The organism is Legionella stuttgartensis, assembly GCF_977063405.2.
The window spans coordinates 156,672-174,309 of record NZ_CDRUHA020000108.1; the positions used below are offsets into that span (position 1 = coordinate 156,672).

The window sequence follows — 17,638 nt, forward strand, 5'->3', positions numbered from 1 at the left end:
GAGCACAAAGACATGCCCATACTCCCTAAATACAACAAGAAAGTCAGCAACGTCTCCGCATGAAGCATTGCCTGACATATCTGAAGCAGAAACAGCCTCTAAAGTAGTACCTCAGCACCAACAAGGATGGCGTAACTTAGGACGTTTATTGGATCAAGGAGCCTCTCCTTTCTTTTACGAGATGGCTGCACGCACAAAACAAAAATTTTTTAAAATCTTCATCGGTACTCAATGCGTATACATGGTAACAGATGGCAAAATTGCAAAAGAACTGCTGACAAAACATCCAGAACTTGGGCGTGGAGACATCCTTGAACCTTTTACGCATATGGTAGGAAGAGTTTTTTTCGCGGAAGATGGAGCAAAGGCTTCTGAGCCACGCAAAGTTTTTTTGAATACTATTGTACGTGGATCGATCAATTTCGAAAAAATCGCTGCAGTTAATAATCGTACCTTTGCCTCCATGCAACTAACATCCAATGGAGGATTTGATGACCTGTATGCTTCTGTCGCATGGCATACTATAGGTTGCATTGCTGCATGCTTTGTAGGTACTTATGATCTGTCCGCTCTACCATCAGATACACACAAAACGTTCATGGAAGCAACTCGCCTAATTACAAAAGCAAGTATGGATCCCTTAAGCCGTTTAGCCCATCCCAGCCTACGATCTGACTTTCGGGTGACCAGCAGAGCAATGGCCGATATTGCACAGAAACTTCTTTTTTCAAATATTGAAAACATTTGCAAAGGAAATAATTACATTTGGGATTTAGGTGTATTTCGTGCCGAACAATTGCACCCACAGATAAATTTTGATGAATGCACACACTTTGAGGAAAGCAATTCACAAGCAAAAATTGTGCGGGACCTTATCGAAAATGATCGCTTTATACGTGAACACGGACCTCTCACGATTTTCGCCTCTTCTAACATAGGGGCAACGATGTTTTATATGCTCGACGTGCTCAGCCAAAGACCTGATGTTGTAGACAAGATGCGGGAGGAAATCACTCGTGTTTTGAATAAAGAACCCTTTACATACAAACACATGGCCCACTTGCCCTATGTACGTGCGGTTGTTCAGGAGGCGCTATGGCAAGCAACTCCTATTCCCAATTTTCCTCGAGCAGTACTCAAACCATTTCAAACGAATATTAATGGAGAAACAGTATCATTTCAGAAAGGCGAAATGTTGATGTTTCTTTTTAGACCTATGCAGGGACCAAATCGAACGTTTTCTCCAGAGAAATGGCTTGAGGGCGATGCAGACCTATTCTCGTTTGGAGCCGGGCCCAGACATTGTCCGGCAAATCCATTTGCAAAACAAATGTTGACTCAATTCCTGGTGGACATGACGCTACATGGACTGCGAATTATGCCAACGAGAAAAGCCACCTACACCACGCGCAACGGTTTGTTAGGACCCGATTATCAGCCAGATCAGCCATTGGCCGCAGAGGTGGAGCATATTACAGAAGAGGAATATCCGAGAGTAAGTGCAAGATTATAACCGTTAACCAAGTTAAGTCGGGCTTGGTCCGACTTATGCTAGCTAAACCCATTATAGGATTTAACTCTGTCCAAGGTTTTCTCTATCAGTTGAGTATTTTTAATATACGCTTCATTTCTCTCCATCTTTGCCCAAAAGTTATTTCTAAACCCTGCTCCTTTTTTAGATTCTGAATCTCGCAGATATTGGTTATGTGTTGTCAGATAAAAGCCAAGATATTTATGTTGGAACTCGCTGATCGATTGGAAATCTGTTTTTCCACTCGTGTCCACTTCAATGGGTAATTTTTCATTTCCATCCAGTAGCACCGCTTGAGCATAAAAATGAGTATCAAGATTGATGTATAATGTGCCTTCATGTTCTCCAATGATCGTTCCACGTTTTTTTATGCCGTGATCTGTGAATATTATGCGGTCTAAAAATTGAAAATGGTAATTTTGCAGAGTTTGAACATTGAAGTAAACATAACCCTTTTCCTTTAAAGGAAAATAGAAACTTTCCCATGTTCTTACTGGCTCAGAGATATTTCTAATAAATTCCAGTATTTCGCTGTCTACTATGGGAGATTTATCTTCTACTTTTGCTTTCATAATATTATCTACCTTTTGCAATCACAGGCAGATTCTAATGGATATCGATAAAATATGCACATTTTCGTTTTTCGGAGTGTTCATTGAATTTGTCACAAGATACTGTTCCGGCAGGATAAGATCTTTAAATTGCATAAGAATCTCAAATTCTGTTGATGTATTTGTGTATTTAGATGATTTGCGCGTATTTTATGCGCTATAGTATAAGCAACATTATATGATAGAGAGTATTATGGTAAACGTCGTTAATCTTAATAAAAAAAGAAAAGCTAAAGTTCGTTTGGAAAAAGAAAAAACCGGTTCTGAAAATCGTGTTAAATTTGGAAGAACCAAAAAAGAAAAGCAACTCGCGAAACAAGAAAATGAACGCGAGGAACGTCATTTAGATGGTCACAAGTTGGAAAAAAAAGAGAAGTAATCGAAGTGCGACTTTTTTGATAAAAGAAATAGTTCCTTTGAAGGTCCAATTTGAGAATAATCAAGACCTGAAATAAGTACACATTAGTTATCAAAATAAACTATCAGATTAGACACTCATGCAGTTAATGTAAAAATTAACTTAATGCAAAATGCCTAAACCTAAAATGCCCGCAATAATAAGATAAATAGCGACAATGTAGTTTAATAATCGTGGCATAACCAGAATTAAAATTCCAGCAACTAATGAAATAATCGGTGTAAGATTATCAATAACCATTATTTATTCTCCTCCGTAAGCTCAATGCTATTATTATAGCATTAAAAGCAACTCCTGAATTTTAAACATTAATTAACTTGAACTACTTGTATCGAGCATGGAATGAAGCTTTAAAATTTCAACTCCACATGCAGGTTTCTTTTCTATTAAACATGCCCCATATCCCCCTGTACTATACTTTATAAAACCCTTTGCTTTTTAGGTATTGCCATGAAAGCACGATATGAACAAATAGTTGATCCCAACAAGGCGGTTAAGAAGGAGTTTAAAAAGGCTTATGATCAAAGTGGAAGTAAGTTTGATATAGCTTTGAATACGACTAGTTTTGTCATGTTTACAGATAAAACTTTGCGAGGGCAACGTGCGAATGATATAGGTACAAATTGGAAGGCCCATATTAGTATTCATCCTGACGATCTCCCAAGAGCCTGGGATTTAATCCATGATAAGCTTTATAATGGCGCGCAACAGTTTAAAGTAGTCGATTTGAATAAACTTCGTGAAATAAGGGAACAACACTATAAAACATATATGGAAGCTGACGAAAGGCGTCAAATATTTACTGAAAATTATTTAAAGGGAGCCCTCGAAGCACCTGAATTAGAGCATCTCGCTGAAGGCCTCTTCCCCACCGAAATTGATTCTCTGCGTGCAAGAAAAGATACTTTGTCTATCGACGAATATAAAAGAACGTTATTTCAACGCATAGATGAGAAATATGCGGCTGATCTTCTTAAGATGCGTCCAATTCTTGCAGAGGACGAACGACTTTCAGAGGGCATGCAGATTTCAGTCTATATGTTGCCTGGCGAAGAAGAAGATCATGAGGAATTGTTTGAAGAAATTGAAGAGATATTACTTAAAAATAATATAAGACCGGGGCTTGCATATCCAACAGATCGTAGATTAGGCAATTATGTCTCCATTAGACATCCAGGTTTAACTTATCGTGATGCGGTCACCGCAGGATCTTATAATCCGGATAATCAACAGGATCCGTTTTCAAACTTACCTGTAAAATATGTAGAAGATTTTGAAACGCGAGTGCGTCAAAACATTGAGCTTCTCAGATCATTCAAGCCACATGAACGCATGACCGAAACTGAGAGACACAATACGGAAGTGAAACATGATTTGGCAGATTGTTTAGAAGAAAAACTTAACGAGTTCTCAAGAAAAAGCATGCACCAAAAGACTCAAGATATTTATCAGTTTCAAAATGATGTCTATGATGCAATCGAGGGTATGGACTCTACTCTTAAAAATGATTCAAATGCAGCATTTTTTAAAAATATAGCTATGCTAGTCAGTGGGGTAGGAACACTTTGTGCCCTTATTTCTCTAGGCAACCGTTTCGTTACAGGGCGTTATTTATTTTTTGATGATAAAGAATCGCTTTTTACCCCACCGAAAGCGCCCATATATTCTTCCCCCGATCCGGGAGTTGGATCGAGCATCGCGTCATCCGAATCCAACCACGTGGATAAATTCAAAGAACAAGTATCCGCAATGAAATCTGATGGCAAAGGAGTAGGATTGTCGGATTCTGAAAGTATGAGAGAACCACTTCTGAGATCATCCTCGTTCGACATATCATCGCATTCATAATATCTTAATAATTGTAATGAAAAGGCGGGAAAAGCCGCCTTTTATTTGGCTGAACTTTCTCATTGATTGGCTTGAGCTAGCAAAATTGGTCAAGGCCCAACATACGTTTTATGGATATACACGTAGATTTAAGGCGAGAAATCAGAATCAGAAGACAAAGTATTATCTTTCACTTTTCGTAAGGTTGCCATAGTTTTTCTAAATTCTGTATACGTTTTGGCCGCTTTATCTTCAACGATCACCCCACTTTTTTTATCAACCTCTACTTCACCAGGCTTGCCCCAAAATCCCCTAGGCCTTGCCATTTCCGCTAAAACAGGGAAACTTTTTTTAGCGGGAGACTCGTAATCAAAGTCAAGGTTTCGTTCTTCCACAGGAACATTTACCAGAGCCTCTTCAATACTTTTTGCTTTAGCACTCGCTCCAAACTCCATTTTTGCGGAAAGATCCGTGAGTGTTGTTTTTAGGGCATCTGATACAGGTTTTAATTGCTTATAGATATCATTTAAATTTTTATGAAGCTGAACTAACTCGTTTAAATTTGTGCAATTTGCTATTGCTGTTTTTTTAGCGCGAATAAACTCAGTCATTCCTACATCATCATTAAATCGGCATGCATATATCTGAGTTAATTTCTGCATGCATTTTTGCCTATACGCACCCTTTTTTTCGTCTAATACTTCGGCAAGTAATGTATTAAATTGAACCGACGGCATAGCCAATTCCTCTGCAGTTTTTCCATTTGCATCTCGTAATGAATCATCCGCACCTGCTCTAAGTAACAGTTTTACAGTTCTTTTATCCCCCTTTTCAGCTGCCAACATCAGTGGTGTTTTTTGAGACTCTCCAACATGATTTATAAAAAGACATTTAGGGTCAGCTGTTACTAATTTTCGCACCATACCAAAATTATGGTTTTCGACTAATGTTAGTAATGCGTCCCCAGCTTGATTAAGCCCTACCTCATGTAATATCTCTCGAAATGCCATACTGTCCCAATCCTCAATTTTTTCGAGAAGAAACTCTGAATTTGCTCCTGCTCTTAGCAAGACTTTTACCAGAGGTATATTTGTGTTTTCAATCGCAAATCGCATGGCGTTATATTCATTTTCTTTCGCATTAACATCTGCACCAGCTGAAAGTAATTCTTTTACAATATCGATATGATTATGTTTCGCTGCAAGGATGAGTGCTTGATCGAACTCCTCTTTAAGAGGTCGATGTTCTTTGGATTCCGCCCTAGAACCCTCTAGTGCGATTAATTGTTGTACACTCTTGAGGTCGCCCTTCTTTACCGCGGAAATAAAAGGAGAAGAGGTTTTAGGTTTTGGAGGTAAAAGTGAGGCTTGTTTTTCCAAATCTTTGACAATATCGGGTGGCAATAAAATTGTGCCATCCGAAACAAGGTCAAGAAGTTCTACAGGATGCTCCGATAAAGCTTTACCTGGATTTTTCATATACCAGGTTTGACTATCTTCACGCCAATGTGGCGTTGCTTGTTTTTTATGGTTATATACCAATAACCATTGATCTCGTGAATATACAGCATTTTGATCCGTGGAAAAATCAGACGAGGAAAATTCGTGAAGCCCCATATCCAGATCAAAGAGTTTAATACCATCTTCGGTATAAAATTCATTTTGAAAACTCGTATGATAGGGAGAAAGGCAATAGTCTGGATGCGCATACCCATGCTCGTTTGCTATTTTTAGTGCATGAATAAATTGAATTAATGAATCATCATTTATATGCTGAGTTTCCTCTATTTTAGGCATAATATATTCAATATGAGCATGTTCCCTATCTAACTTTTTATCCAATGCCCTTTTATTATTATGTAAACCGATAATGAAATGTTTATCAATTTTAAGGTGGTGCAGATCAAATTTTTGATTTAAAAGTTTCAGATTCATTTCTTGAGAATCGTGCAAGTTTTTTAAAGGATCGTCATCTTGATAGCTCGTTTTAAAATGTTTAGCAGCTTTATCTTTTGTTTTTGTAAACACTACTCCTTGCAAGCCTTTATCTAAAGGGACTCTTGAATGAGCTGATTCTTTGTTATGACTCCGCCACATCGCAATGTATTCCGTCGCTTTAGGTGGATTATCGTCATACCTGACAGCATATACGAATCCTTGATGGCGAAATACTTTATACTGTTGTTGGGGAGCTAGATAATGACCGGTTATATCAACTCCTTGATGAACAATCGTTTCCAATCTCATTCTCATATCACTAGCCTTCCATGAGTGTTACTGTGTGAGAACAATAAATTTCCAAGCCGAATCAGTTTTTGCACTCCAAAAATTGATTGTTTATATCTACTTAGTATAGTCTAAAATAGTTCGTACCCCGATGACGGCTCTATAGCTAAGTTTGATCATACCGAAATGAGGAACTCTCATATTCTCGTGTTTTATTCCATTCCAAATAATGCCCTTTTACTTCCTGAAACTGAGAGAGCGCATCGGCAAAAGTGGCTGCTTCCTCACTACTCAGACGTGATAAAAGCTCTGCTGTATCAACATTAGGGGTTACCATTTCTTCACTTGAAATATAGTGTGGAAAATCCAGGATTTTCTCCATTTCTTTTTCTGCTCGTAAATACTCGTCTACAAGCTCTCTTACGGAATAGCCTGGAATAATATTTGAATTAACAATTAAAACGGGCAAAAGATTTTCACGCATTAATAAGTATTGTAATAAAAGCATGGAATAGGTGCGACCAACCCCATCTTGGAAGGGATGATGTAATACATCATGCTTTAAGTAAGTAAAAATTGCAGTCAATTTCTCTTTTTTGGTTTCAGCCTTTTCTAATGTGTCCTCTAACTCATGAATATGCTCTGAACATACGCTATGTAGAAACTTACTTGAATCAACCTCTTTTTTTTCTCGAGCATTATAGTAAATAATCGCTCCATCCTTTAACGCATTCCATATTTTATTAGCTAGTAAATGAGTATCTTCAGTGAGGAAACTCGAGATATCTTCATCCCCATCCTTACTTTGTATATAAATATCGAGACCTGCGGTTCCCATTTTGGTCTCTACTGATTTTAGATAATCAATCGTTTCGATTAATCCTTCGAGTGAATCCATTTTAGAATCCATTTGCCATGAAGCGCCCCTACTGCGAAATTCACCCGAGATTTGAGCCAACATATTTTTCACCCCTTGAGTACTGGTTTTATGCAGATCCTTAATGAAATCTAAGGTAAAGGGTTCTCCAGACAATACATTTTCAACAACAAAACAAAATCCTTTAGTGACATTAAATAAATAGCCTGGTTCATTATCTTCAAATCCCAGCCAACCTTGATGTTTATTAAAAAGTGAAGCAATGCGCTCATCTTTTCTATTTTGAGCATGAAATAAATTGTTTAGGGCAGTTAAAGCCTCGTGGTCACCCAATTGGTCTACAAGCTGGTATACTTGACCTATCGTGATGTCCTTTACAAGATCTTCAATTTCAGAAACTGGGATTTTTTTTGCATTTTCTTCAGATATCCCGTTCATTTTAGCAAACAATTTTCGATATAACTCTGGTCTAAAATCATATCGCGTTCGTTCCACAAAAAATCGCCAAAATTCATTTTCGGGGAAATGATTAAAAAATCGTTTTAGAGAATCCTCTTTAGAGGTCTTGGATTCCTTCATCCTAAAAAAACTTTGGCGCATGATGTTGGATCATTTTAAATGAAATTAAGATAATTATAGGACAAATAAATAACTTACTGATCATTAAATGTTCTTTAATTGAGTGAAATAGAACTCAGCCCCATACTTCAAACTGAGCAAAAATAGATCACCCCCTAATCGTAAACTATAATTAATAAAAGATGTTAATAATCGATTCCAAGCAAGTAACTTTGAGGTGGAGCAAATTATGAGTTTCAATAAAGTTGACAAGGAAACTCAATCTGAGCAGCTAATGGCACAGATTGGGAATTATAAATCGTCATCTCCAAGCAATGCTGATACGAATCAAAAGGAAATAGATAGTCATTTTGTAGCTTCTCGTCTTTCATCAGAAAGTACAGAAAAACTTTATGACGGGATTGTTGAATATAAACTTAAGTATGAAGATAAAGTTAAGCAATATAAGCAAGAACACGGTATTCCAATTGATGAGGACAAAGAAGAAGTCAATGATCCTACCTTCTTTAGAAAACAGCTTATAAAATTGATTGCAGAAAAAAATGCTTCAAAAGATGGCAAATATGGCGGAGATCCCAAAACACGAGAAACTAATCCCGACCGGGCTACTATTTCAATGGAGAAGTTTCTCGGTAAAGATGGTGTTGAGTTGTATAAAAAAGCATTAGAAGAGGAGATGAACAGTACTGAATACATGAATGCAGTTTTTAGAACATCGACCACCCATTATGAAGGAGAGAAATGGACACAACGTCCTGTTGTTATTGTTGCAGGTCCCTCTGGTAGTGGAAAGTCATTTGCCGCTAAAGCGGCTGTAGAGAAATCAACAGAACTTCTTCCTAAAATAGAAGGTGATACATCTGGAAATGATGTGGTATCTGTTGATGGTGGTGTTATTCGAGAAGTCTCTCAAATGAGAAAATTAGTAATTCAGGCTGCAAATAATAAAGGATATACAGGTATTTCAGATTTACACTCAAAAAGTAGTATCTTGGAGGATGTCAAAGATAGAGTGCGGGAGGCAGTCTTGGTTACCCCCTCGGATACCAGTGGTTTGCCATTACTCGGTGTAGTCATCCCCGAAACGTTTTCATCTAATCTTAATCCAGCAAGAGGTCCAAAATTACTTAAGGACATTGAAAAATTACCTAATACAAAGCCCATATTTTGCCGAGTTGATGGTGAAGACTCATCTTTATTTCGAAAAGTTGTTACATTTATGGGAACAAGAAGAGCCTGGAAAACGTCAAATTTCCCCGAGGGAGACCCACCAAATCCTCTTGATTTGAATAATACTGAAATTCCTGAATCCAAGGCCTATGGGAAAAAAGGATTTAATTTCGGGCAATGGGGATCAAAATTAGCAGAAAAATGGTTTACAAGTCATAGTAAAGACAATCTAAGAATGATTATCACCAATGATCTGGTACTAAAGAAAGAAGATCCAGAAGGTTCTCATCATTGGATTGATGCAAAGCCCGATGATAAAGGGACCATTTTAGTTTCAAAAAGAGTGTTCCAAGGGTGGTCCAGCGGAGATGAAATCTTTGCACCAGGGCAGAAACGAGTATCATTACAGGATTATATTAAAGAGTTTAAGTTTGGTTCCCTAATAAATACTTCAGCAGAGATGGATCTCGCTATAGCAAAAGAAGAAATTAATATACGAAAGAAGATAGTTGAAGCAGATAAAAACAAAGCATCAATAAAATACGGACCTCAGCACCGTGAAGTAGAGAAATTAAATGATAAATTACAGCATTTAAATATTATTTTACAAAACATTGAGATTGTTGGTAAAAAAGATAAAGGCGGTGTAGATACAGTACGGAAACAATTAATAAGCATGATCGAGGGAATGGAAAAAAATGATGAGTTTGGCTATTTCAGCAAAACTAAAAAGGCTTTAAATCATGCAGTTAAAGCTTTAGATAAATTATCTTATGAGTTAAAAGATGCTGAGAAAAGTACCCAACTTCAACAAGATTACAGAGAAAAAATGCAAGGTCTCAGAGCATTATCCTCAGATGCGACAGAGACTCTCAAACCTACGGGGCCAAATATAAGCACATAGCCGTATCTAGCCCATCTTACTTCATCAACTTTGTCTTAATTTGGTATCGAGTACTCCGCCCTCCTCCAGGCAATTTTTCAATACACCCTTTCTCTAGCAAATCCGCAAGATGCCTAGTCGCTGTAGCCTTACTTACTTTGGTAATTTTCTTATATTGTGCTGCACTTATTCCATGTTCGAACGCTTTATCTCCATTATCGAACATCAGATTAATAATTTTTATTTGTTCCTTGGAGAGCTCACACTCCTGAAAAGTTTGCCAAAAACGACTTTTAGCAAGGGTTTGGTCAATCTTATTGATTGCAGTTTGAATACTATTTTCTAGAGTTTTTAAAAACCAAGAGAGCCATAATGTTATATCTGTAGTCTGGCGCTGACTTTGTTCTAATATTTGATAATAATCATTACGATGAGCAAGAATGGTGGCCGACATAGCGTATAAGCGGATACTCTGCTTATCCTCTTGCGCTAAAGCCAAATCGGTTAGAGCTCGTGTGATCCGCCCGTTGCCATCTTCGAATGGATGTAGTGTTATAAACCAAAAATGGGTAATCGCTGCTCTTAATAATGGATCAAATGTTAACTCCTTCGCGCTTTGGTTAAACCAATCGGTAAACGCAGATAATTCTTTTTCCAATTGTGCTTTTGGTGGTGCTTCATAATGCACAGTAGGATTATCGATACGCCCAGAAACAACCTGCATAGGCTCTTCACCTCGTAGATGTCCTGCTTTGATTGGATATAACAAAGACTGTGTATTATCAGGAAATAACCATTTATGCCATTGGAGTAGGCGCTCTAGTGATAAAGGTGTGTTTAAATTATAAATGGCATCCAACATCATTTGTGCTAAACCTTCCGAGCGCTCAGTGGTCGGATAAGGTTGCTTTAAATGCAATCCAATGCGTTTTGCAAGCGAAGAACGAACAGATTGTTCATTCAATTGTTCCCCTTCAATTGCTGAAGAAGCAATAATATTTTGTAATAAAGTATCCAGAGCCGATTCTAAAGAGATATCTTCCGTTACCGCCCCAGTTTTGCCTATGAGAATCCCCTGCTTTAATCGTACTTCTCGTAGCAAAGGCTGTATAATCGCATCTTGCCAATGAAATTTTGGCCAATCTACGGATTGCCAAATCCATTCTATATTGGTGTTATTCATATGTTATACCTTTGTGAGCCAATTAATCATTTTATTCGGCTCATTATTTGATTTTAATAATAGACCTATTCGGCTCATCACTCAAGCCAATAAAAATATTTATTCGGCTCATTCCAATATAATCGTGAATAACATTTGTTTAGCTAAATTAGCTTAATCATGACTTAATAATAGAAAGCTTTCGTCTAGCGACAGTTTAAGCGAAATTCAAAAAAAAGAGATACATTTATAGTCTGCAATAACTTAACAGCAGATTAATCTCAGAGCAATATAAGTCCAGAGCAATTAAAGGCAGGACGAAAAGCTAACCTAGGAGCAATGCTAGATATACTCAAAAAAACATTACAAATAATCCCAAAACAAGAAAAAACACCCGGTGCTGAACTGGAGCAAGAGAAAGAATCCCCGAAAAATTGTTCAATCCAATGATAAGTTAAGGTTGGGTCAATGAATTAGAGAGAATCCTTCCTTTCAATTGAGCCTACCGAACTTTAATAGAACCAATAGAATGTTTCACGTTACAAATAGTAGTAATTATTATTAAAAATAACGTCGGTATAACTTCAAATAAGTCCCATCATTTTCTAATTCAATAAGATATTTGTTGATGGTATCAATGAGATCCCTATGGTTTTTATTAGCCATAAACCCATAACCTGCACCAATTGGAGCCCCGACCACTCTAAGTCCCCCACTACTATTAGCAAGCCAAAACTCAACCACACCCTTATCGAACAAAGCTACATCGACCTCTTCGTTATTGAGTGCCTGCAATACCTCATTTAGAGTATTATATTCTTGCACTTGAGCTGAATCACCAAATTGCGATGAAATCCAAGCCTTGAAAACAGTTCCCTTTTCTACTCCCACAATTTTGCCATGGATATCATTAATTTCTTTAACTGAACTGGAGGCTTTGGTTGCATATTGCCCACCACCAATAAGATAAGGCAAACTGAAAAGAAAGTTTTTTTCCCTCTCAGTAGTAATAACAATCGAACCTACTGCCAAGTCAACTTGACCATCTTGTACTTTATTAAATAAATCATTGAAAGTTATGCTCGTGAAATGACAATCTAGTTCTGCACGTTGACAGATTTCCTTAATAAGATCGATTTCAAAACCATAAAAATGGGCTTTATCTTTTAATAACATTTTAAAAGGAGGGCCTGAGTCTGATGTACCAATAAGTACAGGTTGCGCAAACAAATGCATTGAGCATAAGAGGCAAACTAAAATTGCTTTTAGATGCATGAGACTTCCTTATCTATTTACTTTTCATTTTAGACTAATTTTGAGGCACTTATGGAACAATTATGCTCAATTTTGTTCTAAGTTTTTTTAAATCACACTTTTGTTAATTATATGTTCCAATTGAGGCTATAATTTGATCAAAGAGTATAGGGATTGACATGCTTCAGTTTTATAAAATGAAAATGTATACAGGTTGGCTCGATAAGGCCTACCATCATCTTTTCGATGAATCACCCATTTGTAATTGGGGTTACATGTATTATGACTTAAATGGTAACTATTTCCAGGTCATGTCGGAGCAATATTTATTAAGTGATTTTTTTCATAATGAGCTCTACGCAGAGCAAATACTAAGTGATATTGAGATACTGGATCATGAATATTATGTCTCCAGCATTGTCGGAGATAATTTATTAGATGATAAACTGAAAGGAGTTGTGACAGCCCGGGGCTACACTTTTTTTTATGATTTTATAAAAAGAAATAATACCCCTAATAAATTTTCTACAGAAATAGTTACTCTCGCTTCTACTTCTGATCCAATTAAGTCAAATAATTTTATATTAAATAATTTAGGTATATTAGATAAAGTTTGTGAAGACATAACAAATAAATGTCGTAGGCTCTTAAGTAAAGAAAATTTATTAATATTACCCAAAGACCTCACGATAAAAGTGAATGAAATTTTTGAAAATAAAAAATCCCCAACACTCAATTTACATAATAAAATATTAAGTTACGCGAATAAATCGCAATCATTATCTGAATTTTTTGATAAAACCTTTGATTTTACGCAGTTGCCATTTAGCTTTTTAGCATGTAAAAAACTGACTCATAAAGAGAAGGAAATTATTTACCTATATTATTTTGGTTTCAGTTTGCCTCGCATAGCCAGCATACTAGAAATTTCAAAACGTACGGTAGACAAGAATTTTGAACATATAAGAAAAAAACTCCAATGTGAAAATAGCAGTCAAATTATTCCTGCCTTATTAAGATTTGATAAATCGATTATGTTTTCCACAAAGAATCCTGCCGTTTAATTTTTTACGCAGAATCATAAGTTCGATTGTGAGCACACTTCCCTGAACGTTAAATCTTTTGGGAATAATCTCAATTAATGTTCTTAGATCAAATAAATTAGAAAAAAACACCCTTGTTTTCATTCGTCTAGCTATAATTTTACTATTGGAGAACAATTCCACATCTATGGAGATATGATGAAAATTTCCCGGCATATGATGAATAAAGCCATTGAGGCTAATATTATCTCTGAAAAACAAGCCAATGATTTAATTGAATTCATAAAAAACCTCCCCGAACAAAGCCCAGGATTTAATTTAACGAATGTTCTTTACTATTTAGGTGGGCTTATAGCCATAGGTGCTATGACAATATTCATGAATTTAGGATGGGAAATGTATGGAGGCTGGGGAATTTTATTTCTCTCATTGTGCTATTCCATTCTAGGTATCGCGCTGACTCACAAGTTACATGATACGGGTTATAAAATACCGGCAGGAATATGTGCAACCTTTGTAATTTGCCTTACCCCGCTTGCTATCTACGGACTACAACAAGGTATGGGTTGGTGGCCACCAGATAATACGGTTTATCAAGACTATCATGCCTATGTCAAATGGAACTGGATCTTTATGGAGCTTGGAACTCTTATCGTTGGAATTATAATGGCATGGCTCTATCGCTACCCCTTTATGATTATGCCCATTGCAGTTACTCTTTGGTACATGTCTATGGATCTTACTTCCATGATTGCTCCAGATACTTATACCTATGAACTAAGTGCTATGGTTTCTATGTATTTTGGAATAATTACCATATTAATTGCATTTTGGGTGGACGTTCGCTCAAGCCAATCAGCAGACTATGCTTTCTGGTTGTATATATTTGGAGTTATGACCTTTTGGGGAGGTCTAAGTGCCCAACATTCAGATAGTGAACTGTCTAAATTTATATATCTATGTATTAATCTCTTACTGATCTTAATTGGGGTAATTTTAAATAGAAAAGTATTTGTAATATTTGGTGCTTTAGGTACCTGTTGCTATCTAGGATATTTAGCATTCCGGGTATTTAATTTCAGTTACTTATTCCCTGTCGCTTTGACTGCTATCGGCTTCGCCATTATTTACTTAGGAATTATTTGGCAAAAAAATGAGGCACAGATAACACATAAAATGCGTTCGATACTGCCTCAACCTATACAGGATTTATTACAATCTAGAGATCAAATGGAATAAATTGGATGATAGGACAGTTCACTTTGTTTTTCATTTTTTTTGCAAAGCCAAATAATGTCTATAATTAGTACATGGTGACATCGAAAATACGCACTCTACTTTAATCAATTTCGATTATTGAAGTATTTTTATTTATCCGGAGTGGTGGTATGAGTATTGGAAAACAATTCCTCAGTTTTTTTAAAACCAAACCACAGGTTATTAGCAAATTAGCCTCAACAATAGATCATAATGTCCCCTATTATAGAATTCATGGCACTTTTCCTGATAATGGCTTACCAATAAGAGGAAATTTCGACAGGGTAACCATTGAAGCACTCGCAAAATACATCTCAGGTAACAAACCACTTATTACCTATGGAGGAACAGTTGTCCTCGATGTTTTATTTACAAGCTTTCTAAAAGACAAGGAAGTTGAAAATGGAACAAGTGGGCTTATTGTAGGAGTAGCAGAACGAGTTATAGAGTTATCTTCTTTATACGAGCCCCTAGTAGATCATTTAGTCGATTTAAATCCAGAAGAATCACCTAAGCAAGTTTCTCATTTTGTAAAAAAATATGAAGCCATTATCGAACGCTTACCCGAAGAACGCATTATCGCTTATGTAACTGATTTAAAAGACTTTCTAAACGGAGAAGTAGTAAAAAATCATTTTGCAGACGTGAACCCCCTTCTGCCCCCAGCTGTTACGATACATGAGTTAGAAGATTCCGACTTTATTCGAGATTTATGGGAAGATGTTATGTCTTCTAAAGAGACATTAAAAAATGAATATTAAATAACCGTTAGCTCCAGCCTCAAACACGCTTTTATCTTTTTTATATAATTAAAAACCATTTTCTTTGCTATTGGTTATTTTATAGACATTATTTGTATTTAATATAAAATATTTTCCGAGATTAATCGCATACCGGAAAAGGTTTTATATGAAATTCGAAAATTCTACATTTGAAGAACGCTACAATGATTATTGGAATGGAAATGTAGTTAGGTTGGACTCCGCTATTCGAAGATGCACATTAGGCCTTAATTTATTTGAGATGAACTCCAGTGTTCACCAATTGATTGAGGCATACCAACAGCATGTACTGAATATTTTATCAAATTTAAAGCGCCAGATGGGTTTGTTCGAAGATAAAGAGTATGTCAAGGAGTACATTAAAAATACGGTGAGTCAGACTATTGAGGACCTTTCTTATTATCAACACATATTCCCGGAATATAAAGAAATTCCTAATAAATTTTTAATAACGCTTAACAAGTTTTTACCAGAAGAAACTGCAAAAAATATCGGATCACATGGCTTTATCTAAAATATATTTAGAATCTTTCATGATAAGCGACATTTATTTGCAACAATTTCTCGGTATTTTTACGAGTAAAGGCAGCACCTTATTACTTCATAATCTGGAAGAATATCTTCATTGAAAAATGGGTAAAGCAAAGCCCATTTAATCTTCATAAATTAAGCCGAAATATCTTTTTGTGCCCTTTCTACAGATAAATAAACACTGATTATAGTAATCACAGCCATAATAATGAGATATACCGACACTGGCCAAGTATCTCCATGAGCCCATTCTACTAGACCAGTAGCAATCAATGGAGCTAATCCACCAGAGAATGCAGCGGATAAATGATATGCAATTGCTGTTCCACTGTAACGAATACGTGTTTTAAAAAGTTCTGAATAAAATGCACCCTGAGCGCCATGCATCATTGCATGGGGAATACACATTCCAAAATTTACAGCAAAGAAAATCAATACTGGATTTTTTGTTTGCAATAACCAAAAGAATGGAAATGCAAATAAAGCCATTAATAAAGCACCTGTAATATAAACCGGACGCCTTCCTATTCTATCAGAAAGTGAACCAAAATAAGGAATCAAAAAAGTTTCAAAAATAGCTCCCACCATCACTGCATAGAGAAGAATTGATTTCGAGATATGCAGTTCAAATGTTCCATAGCTTAAGATAAAAACAGTTAGAACGTAAAATGAAGCACTTTCAATTAAACGCGCTCCGATTGCCAATAAGAAGTTCCTAAAGTGAGATCGTAGCATTTCTAAAGCAGGAGTCTTTGGAGGGCGCTTATGTTTTGTTGCCTCAATAAAAATCTTGCTTTCCATAATCTGCAAACGAATATAGAGGCCAACAAGAACAACAATGAAACTAAGTAAAAAAGGAATACGCCATCCCCAAGATAAAAATTGCTCCTTGGGTAGTGCGGAAAATACGAGGAATATTGCGATGGAAATGACTAATCCAAAAGGAGCCCCTGAGTTTGGCCAACTTGAATAAAACCCTCTTTCTTTTTCTCGACTCATCTCAGCAGACATCACAACGGCGCCAGCCCACTCACCACCCACTGCGATTCCTTGAATGCAGCGCAAAATCACCAGTAAAAACGGTGCGAACAGTCCTATCTGCTCATAAGTAGGAAGTAATCCAATTAAAAATGTAGAGCCTCCCATAAGACATAGAGTAAAAACAAGCATTTTCTTTCTGCTTATCCTATCCCCAAAGTGACCAAAAATAAGCCCTCCAAGGGGTCTGGCAAAAAAACCGACTGCATAAGTCGCATAGGCAGCCATAATTCCAGCGATGGGACTAATTTTAGGGAAAAAAAGAATATTAAAAAATAAAGCGGAGGCAGTCCCAAAGAGATAGAAATCATACCATTCAATTGTAGTTCCAACAAAACTGGCAAAAGACACTCTTCTTGAAGCTTTTGACTTGGGATCTTGTCGTATTATCGCCATAATTCCTTATATAACAATAGAGTAGTTCACTCATATCCTATATGAATTAAAAAA

At 36.5% G+C, this 17,638-nt stretch carries 15 protein-coding genes; 8 read left to right on the forward strand and 7 right to left on the reverse strand.

Annotated features, from left to right (window positions below; genetic code table 11):
- The first annotated feature begins 67 nt into the window (after nt 1–67).
- Nucleotides 68–1,513: a cytochrome P450 gene (locus ACWTEW_RS34315; RefSeq protein WP_454782464.1), complete on the forward strand. Its 1,446-nt coding sequence runs from the start codon at nt 68–70 to the stop codon at nt 1,511–1,513.
- Nucleotides 1,514–1,551: 38 nt separating this feature from the next.
- Here ACWTEW_RS34315 and ACWTEW_RS34320 read toward each other — a convergent pair whose 3' ends face one another.
- Nucleotides 1,552–2,103, reverse strand: a complete 552-nt coding sequence (locus ACWTEW_RS34320) for a hypothetical protein (RefSeq protein WP_454782465.1) — start codon at nt 2,101–2,103, stop codon at nt 1,552–1,554.
- A 232-nt stretch (nt 2,104–2,335) separates the two neighbouring features.
- On the opposite strand from ACWTEW_RS34320, the gene ACWTEW_RS34325 reads away from it, so the two are divergent.
- Entirely contained in the window at nt 2,336–2,521 is a 186-nt protein-coding gene (locus tag ACWTEW_RS34325) for a DUF4169 family protein (RefSeq protein WP_454782466.1), read from the forward strand.
- Nucleotides 2,522–2,662: 141 nt separating this feature from the next.
- Here ACWTEW_RS34325 and ACWTEW_RS34330 read toward each other — a convergent pair whose 3' ends face one another.
- On the reverse strand, nt 2,663–2,800 hold the full coding sequence (locus ACWTEW_RS34330) for a DUF3096 domain-containing protein (protein WP_454782467.1): 138 nt from the start codon (nt 2,798–2,800) through the stop codon (nt 2,663–2,665).
- Nucleotides 2,801–3,010: 210 nt separating this feature from the next.
- Between ACWTEW_RS34330 and ACWTEW_RS34335 the strand changes: the two genes are divergently transcribed.
- Nucleotides 3,011–4,408, forward strand: a complete 1,398-nt coding sequence (locus ACWTEW_RS34335; protein WP_454782468.1) for a hypothetical protein — start codon at nt 3,011–3,013, stop codon at nt 4,406–4,408.
- Nucleotides 4,409–4,536: 128 nt separating this feature from the next.
- Here the strand turns inward: ACWTEW_RS34335 and ACWTEW_RS34340 are convergent, their stop codons facing one another.
- Nucleotides 4,537–6,639 (reverse strand): ankyrin repeat domain-containing protein, encoded by a 2,103-nt coding sequence (locus tag ACWTEW_RS34340; protein WP_454782469.1) that lies wholly within the window; start codon nt 6,637–6,639, stop codon nt 4,537–4,539.
- Between the two features lie 139 nt (nt 6,640–6,778).
- On the reverse strand, nt 6,779–8,089 hold the full coding sequence (locus tag ACWTEW_RS34345) for a hypothetical protein (protein WP_454782470.1): 1,311 nt from the start codon (nt 8,087–8,089) through the stop codon (nt 6,779–6,781).
- 208 nt (nt 8,090–8,297) lie between these two features.
- Between ACWTEW_RS34345 and ACWTEW_RS34350 the strand changes: the two genes are divergently transcribed.
- The gene (locus ACWTEW_RS34350; protein WP_454782471.1) at nt 8,298–10,142 is read left to right on the forward strand and encodes a hypothetical protein; all 1,845 of its coding nucleotides are present in this window, start codon (nt 8,298–8,300) and stop codon (nt 10,140–10,142) included.
- A gap of 16 nt (nt 10,143–10,158) precedes the next feature.
- On the opposite strand, the gene ACWTEW_RS34355 is transcribed toward ACWTEW_RS34350, so the two are convergent.
- A complete protein-coding gene (locus tag ACWTEW_RS34355; protein WP_454782472.1) occupies nt 10,159–11,304 on the reverse strand; it encodes a Fic family protein in 1,146 nt (381 codons plus the stop codon).
- 540 nt (nt 11,305–11,844) lie between these two features.
- The gene (locus ACWTEW_RS34360) at nt 11,845–12,558 is read right to left on the reverse strand and encodes a transporter substrate-binding domain-containing protein (RefSeq protein ID WP_454782473.1); all 714 of its coding nucleotides are present in this window, start codon (nt 12,556–12,558) and stop codon (nt 11,845–11,847) included.
- A gap of 158 nt (nt 12,559–12,716) precedes the next feature.
- Between ACWTEW_RS34360 and ACWTEW_RS34365 the strand changes: the two genes are divergently transcribed.
- The 4 genes from ACWTEW_RS34365 (at nt 12,717) to ACWTEW_RS34380 (ending at nt 16,133) form a co-directional block, all read left to right on the forward strand.
- Nucleotides 12,717–13,601, forward strand: coding sequence for a helix-turn-helix transcriptional regulator (locus ACWTEW_RS34365; RefSeq protein WP_454782474.1), 885 nt, complete (start codon nt 12,717–12,719; stop codon nt 13,599–13,601).
- Between the two features lie 177 nt (nt 13,602–13,778).
- Nucleotides 13,779–14,819: a DUF2157 domain-containing protein gene (locus ACWTEW_RS34370; protein WP_454782586.1), complete on the forward strand. Its 1,041-nt coding sequence runs from the start codon at nt 13,779–13,781 to the stop codon at nt 14,817–14,819.
- A 149-nt stretch (nt 14,820–14,968) separates the two neighbouring features.
- Nucleotides 14,969–15,598, forward strand: coding sequence for a hypothetical protein (locus ACWTEW_RS34375; RefSeq protein WP_454782475.1), 630 nt, complete (start codon nt 14,969–14,971; stop codon nt 15,596–15,598).
- Nucleotides 15,599–15,746: 148 nt separating this feature from the next.
- Nucleotides 15,747–16,133, forward strand: coding sequence for a hypothetical protein (locus tag ACWTEW_RS34380; protein WP_454782476.1), 387 nt, complete (start codon nt 15,747–15,749; stop codon nt 16,131–16,133).
- 152 nt (nt 16,134–16,285) lie between these two features.
- Here the strand turns inward: ACWTEW_RS34380 and ACWTEW_RS34385 are convergent, their stop codons facing one another.
- Nucleotides 16,286–17,584 (reverse strand): MFS transporter, encoded by a 1,299-nt coding sequence (locus ACWTEW_RS34385; RefSeq protein ID WP_454782477.1) that lies wholly within the window; start codon nt 17,582–17,584, stop codon nt 16,286–16,288.
- Nucleotides 17,585–17,638 lie beyond the last annotated feature (54 nt).